Consider the following 3,753-nt stretch of genomic DNA (forward strand, 5'->3'; position numbering starts at 1 on the left):
CATGTCGCCGCTGACCGGCTGTTGAGGCGATCATGACCGGTAAAATTTGAAGGACAGTTTAAGGTTCGGGATGAATCGGCCGTAAACGCGGTTTCGCCTCCCGCGCCGGCAGTATGCGAGATATCCCCATGTCATGCGGGTTTCTCGGCTGCTTAAGGAATCAGTTTACCCTGGCATTTCGCCAACCGATAACCATTGCCGCAACGGGTCAGGCGATCGCGGCTCGGATGGCAAGACGCAGGTGCCGCTTAGCCCAGGACGCCAGCGGTCGCGCATCGAACGGGATTTTGAGGATTTGAAAAGGTTGGCCGGGCTTCAAGCACACCGGCTTGGAACGAGGGCGTCGGCGAACACGTCAGGACCAGATTTCACTGGAGGACTTCGGGCAATCGGGCCCTCGGACCGGTGAAATTGCGAACCACTTGAAGATTCGCACCGAACGAAGAAAACCTGTTTCTTCTGCCGGACCGACCTTCGGCGGGAGCAAGCTCCCTCAAATGACGATCCAGCCGTTTGACCTGATGTCTCGCCGACACCCTCTTTCGTCGACAAGAGCCACTCTTCAAATTTGCTTCGCTTGGGAAGCCGATCGTCGGAAGGGCTCGCGTGACGTGCCGGCATCAAACCGCCGGCAATCTTCTGAAGGCGAGCTTACTTCTTCTTCGCGACCTTGCGGGTCTTCTTCGCAGTCTTCTTCACTGCGCTCTTCGCCTTCTTTGCCTTCTTAGCTTTCTTGGCCATGTTGCCCTCCTAATGTAGTGAGATGGCTTAATCGCTGCGTGCACTCGGGAATCGAAATGCACTGCATCCCGAATACACCAACGCACTGAAAAAAACATCTTCCCGCTTAAGGAAGTATTGACGCTTCAAGCCGGGAGCGAGCGACGCACGGCAATCGCAGCGACGCGTAAGCGCTCGCGCCTGGATGCGAAAAATCCACCGGAGATATCGACGTCATCTTCGCAAGATTGCACGAAACACTTGTATGGCAGAGGTTTTCGTTATTTGCGATATCAGCGATCGTTGCGTGGTCAACATCGCGAGACGTCAACAAATGCGTTCCAACGGACGCTTCGCGGACTCTGAGTCGCGATATTTGGCAATAAAAAAATTTTCAAGGAAATCGCCACTGCGTCTCATCGGCACTCGCCAAACGCGGATTTTCGCTCGAATCGATTGCGGCTGATTCGGGGCGACGTCGCGCAGCGAGCACCGCGTATTTCCAAACATCGTGAATGATTGATGACCGCGCGCGTGCTTCAACAGACGTCGAGCACGAAGCCGATGCGATCTAACTCAGATGCCGAGCTTGGATTTCAGCAGATCGTTGACGGCCTGCGGGTTGGCCTTGCCGCCGGAAGACTTCATCACCTGGCCGACGAACCAGCCGAGCGCCTGCGGCTTCGCCTTCGCTTGCGCGACCTTGTCCGGATTGGCCGCGATGATCTCATCGACCACCTTTTCGATCGCCGAAAGGTCAGTGACCTGCTTCATGCCGCGCGTCTCGACGATTGCGCGGGGGTCGCCGCCCTCCTGCCAGACGATCTCGAACAGGTCCTTGGCGATCTTGCCGGAGATCGTCCCCTCGCCGATCAGATCGACGATACCACCCAGCTGCGCCGCCGAAACCGGCGAGGCGCCGATGGCAAGACCTTCCTTGTTCAGCCGCCCGAATAGCTCATTGATCACCCAGTTGGCGGCAAGCTTGCCGTCCCGCGCCTTGTTCGCGAGCCCCGCAAGCACCGTCTCGAAAAAATCCGCACTCTCGCGCTCCGCGACCAGCACGCCGGCATCATAGGCCGAGAGTGCAAACTCCGCGATGAAGCGCGCTTTCTTCTGGTCCGGCAGTTCCGGCAGGCCCGCTTTGATCTCGGCGACATAGGCGTCGGTGAATTCCAGGGGTAGCAAGTCGGGATCCGGGAAATAACGATAGTCGTGCGCCTCTTCCTTGGAGCGCATCGAGCGGGTTTCGCCCTTGTCGGGATCGAACCGCCGGGTTTCCTGCTCGATGGTGCCGCCATCCTCGATGATCTCGATCTGGCGGCGCGCCTCGTGCTCGATCGCCTGACCGATGAAATTGATCGAGTTCAGGTTCTTGATCTCGCACCGGGTGCCGAGCGGCCCGCCGGGCTTGCGCACGGACACGTTGACGTCAGCGCGCAGGTTTCCCTTCTCCATGTCGCCGTCACAGGTGCCGAGATAGCGCAGGATCGAACGCACCTTGGTCACATAGGCCCTGGCCTGCTCGGCGTCACGGATGTCGGGCTTGGAGACGATCTCCATCAGCGCCACGCCGCAGCGATTGAAATCGATAAAGGACAGCGACGGCGACTGGTCGTGCAACATTTTGCCTGGGTCCTGCTCCAGATGCAGCCGCTCGATGCCGATGGTCGCGGTCTTGCCGCCTTCCAGCTCGACCGTTACCTCGCCCTCACCCACGATCGGCGACTTGTACTGGCTGATCTGGTAGCCCTGCGGCAAATCCGGATAGAAATAGTTCTTGCGGTCGAACACCGAGCGCAGGTTGATCTTCGCGTTCAACCCAAGGCCTGTGCGCACCGCCTGCTTGACGCAATGCGCGTTGATGACCGGCAACATGCCCGGCATCGCCGCATCCACCAGCGAGACATGGGAATTGGGCTCGCCGCCGAATTCGGTCGACGCACCGGAAAACAGCTTGGCGTTCGAGGTGACCTGGGCATGGACCTCCATGCCGATCACGACTTCCCAGTCGCCGGTTGCGCCCGGAATCAATTTACCGCCCGTTGCCGTCATGCCTTGCCACCTTCAAGCATTGAGACGATCCGCTCCCATTCGACGTCAAGCGCATCTTTCGCCACCGGCTGGCCGGCCCGGCGATACCAGTAACCGGCATTGGAAAGGTCACCCTCGACGCGATGCAGATAGGCGTGCACCCAGGCTGAATGAGCGTCGCTTTCCTCCTGGACGGTTTTATGCGCCGCGTCCCAGTTTCCCTTGGCTGCCCACCACAACGCAGCCAGCGGCGGCGTCAGATCAGGCGGTGGTGCTGCATTCGAAAGGCTTGCGCTCAATTCAACCATTGCTCACCACCACTTCGCCGGCGTAAAGCGCCCCGCCGCCTGCTCAACGACCTCGCCGAGCGAAAACAGCGTCTCCTCGTCGAAGGGACGGCCGATCAATTGCAGGCCAAGCGGCAAGCCTTGGCTGTCCTTGCCGGCAGGCACCGCGATGCCCGGCAACCCCGCCATGTTCACCGTCACCGTGAAGATGTCGTTGAGATACATTTCGACCGGGTCCGCGCCCTTCTCGCCGACGCCGAAGGCCGCCGACGGCGTCGCCGGAGTGAGGATCGCGTTCACGCCGGAAGCAAAGCAATCCTCGAAATCCTTCTTGATCAGTGTGCGCACCTTTTGGGCCCGTAGATAGTAGGCGTCGTAGTAACCGGCCGAGAGCACATAGGTGCCGATCATCACGCGGCGGCGGACCTCGCTGCCAAAACCTTCGGCGCGGGTGTTCTCGTACATGTCGGAGATGGCCCGGCCGGGCACACGCAGGCCGTAGCGAACGCCGTCGTACCGCGCGAGGTTGGAGGAAGCTTCCGCCGGCGCGACGATATAGTAAGCCGGCAGCGCATATTTGGTGTGCGGCAGCGACACCTCGACGAGTTCGGCGCCCGCCGCCTTAAGCCACGCCGCGCCTTCGCTCCACAGCTTCTCGATTTCGGCCGGCATGCCGTCGAGGCGATACTCCCGGGGGATTCCGATCTTCATG

3 protein-coding genes are annotated in these 3,753 nt (G+C 60.2%); all 3 read right to left on the reverse strand.

Translation table 11 applies throughout. The features are described from left to right. Positions 1–1,296 precede the first annotated feature (1,296 nt). A complete protein-coding gene (gatB, locus tag WB528_RS01580; protein WP_423886678.1) occupies positions 1,297–2,775 on the reverse strand; it encodes an Asp-tRNA(Asn)/Glu-tRNA(Gln) amidotransferase subunit GatB in 1,479 nt (492 codons plus the stop codon). Further along, the gene (locus WB528_RS01585; protein WP_423886679.1) at positions 2,772–3,062 is read right to left on the reverse strand and encodes a hypothetical protein; all 291 of its coding nucleotides are present in this window, start codon (positions 3,060–3,062) and stop codon (positions 2,772–2,774) included. Before WB528_RS01585 ends, gatB begins: the two co-directional genes overlap by 4 nt. A gap of 3 nt (positions 3,063–3,065) precedes the next feature. After that, positions 3,066–3,753: amidase family protein (locus WB528_RS01590; RefSeq protein WP_423886680.1), on the reverse strand; the 688-nt coding region annotated here is incomplete at its 5' end.

The sequence above is a fragment of the Bradyrhizobium sp. genome (genome assembly GCF_049586575.1).
In the GTDB taxonomy this organism is placed as follows: Bacteria; Pseudomonadota; Alphaproteobacteria; order Rhizobiales; family Xanthobacteraceae; genus Bradyrhizobium.

Excerpts from the sequence above, each read along its gene's own strand:
- gatB (WP_423886678.1), bottom strand. The coding sequence starts at position 2,775 with ATGACGGCAACGGGCGGTAAATTGATTCCGGGCGCAACCGGCGACTGG.
- WB528_RS01585 (WP_423886679.1), bottom strand. The coding sequence starts at position 3,062 with ATGGTTGAATTGAGCGCAAGCCTTTCGAATGCAGCACCACCGCCTGAT.